The sequence below is a fragment of the Bathymodiolus azoricus thioautotrophic gill symbiont genome (assembly GCF_001298715.1).
In the GTDB taxonomy this organism is placed as follows: Bacteria; Pseudomonadota; Gammaproteobacteria; order PS1; family Pseudothioglobaceae; genus Thiodubiliella.
In genome coordinates, this window is the sequence record NZ_CDSC02000377.1 from 1 (window position 1) to 1,072 (window position 1,072).

Consider the following 1,072-nt stretch of genomic DNA (forward strand, 5'->3'; position numbering starts at 1 on the left):
TCTGCAAGTGCGAGTTATTCTGAGAGAGGAATTACATTTAATGAAGGGACTTACAAAAAAAATAATTACAAAGTAATCTTTGGTAAGCGTTTGAATAAAAATTTTGCAGTAGAAGGTTCATATACAGACTATTCTAGCGATACAACAGACTTATCAATGTCTGCCACTAATGGCGCTGCTTTAGAGACAGCGATGGGTAAATTGAATGATACTGCAGGATTTAAATCTTTAATAGGACTGACTGGCACTACGCTTACGGGTACTGGTACTAATAATGCAAAGATTACTTCATCTGCAACCTTATCTGGTCGTAATATTGATTTGTCTGGGCTGTATTATTTTGCACAGTCAGATAGTTTTGAGCCATTTGTTAAACTAGGTGTTAGCGCTTGGAATCTTAAAGGTGAATATTCTGCATTTCAATATGATAATGCAGGTGTATTGACCACAATCGCTGGTGCTACAGATTTTAGCGGTAAAATCAGTGGTACTGATGTTATTTATGGTGTTGGTGTTGATGGAAAAATTAATGACACAATAAAATATCGTGTTGATTTTGACCGTATAAAAGCAGATGATGACGTTGATAGTATTGGAATTAGTATGCTCTATAATTTCTAAATATAGATACTTAATCTACCATAAAAACACCCTGCCTTTGCAGGGTGTTTTTATTATCTAGAAACCATTAATCGCCAATTTTCCATTTACTTTTTTCTGAAAAAGCTTCAATGGTTTGGCGTTTGGCTTTGTTGATAAGATTGGAGTGTGATATTTTGTATTTTTTGGCGTAATCTACCAGAGAGACAATCTTTTTGCCTTCTAAATATGCCAAGCGTTTGTGGTAACTATTGGTGAGTGCTTTGCCGATAATACTTTCCATGATTTTGGTTTTCCCTGATTCGTTAAATTCATTAAAGGCGGTGTAGTAATCTGCCCTATCAATAAATTTAATGTTGATTGGCACAAAACCATCACGAATCAGTAGGTAATTGTCAGGTTCCACCACGTTGTTCCAGTTTGGGTATTTGATATGAGGGTTTACACAATCTGGTTTACAGGGTCAATTATG

At 35.4% G+C, this 1,072-nt stretch carries 2 protein-coding genes; one reads left to right on the top strand and one right to left on the bottom strand.

The features are described from left to right. Positions 1-621 (top strand): outer membrane beta-barrel protein (locus tag BAZSYMA_RS07340; protein WP_143243146.1); only part of this gene is annotated, 621 nt, incomplete at its 5' end. Positions 622-688: 67 nt separating this feature from the next. On the opposite strand, the gene BAZSYMA_RS07345 is transcribed toward BAZSYMA_RS07340, so the two are convergent. Further along, complete coding sequence (locus BAZSYMA_RS07345; protein WP_241502583.1) at positions 689-1,006, bottom strand: hypothetical protein; 318 nt, start codon at positions 1,004-1,006, stop codon at positions 689-691. Positions 1,007-1,072 lie beyond the last annotated feature (66 nt).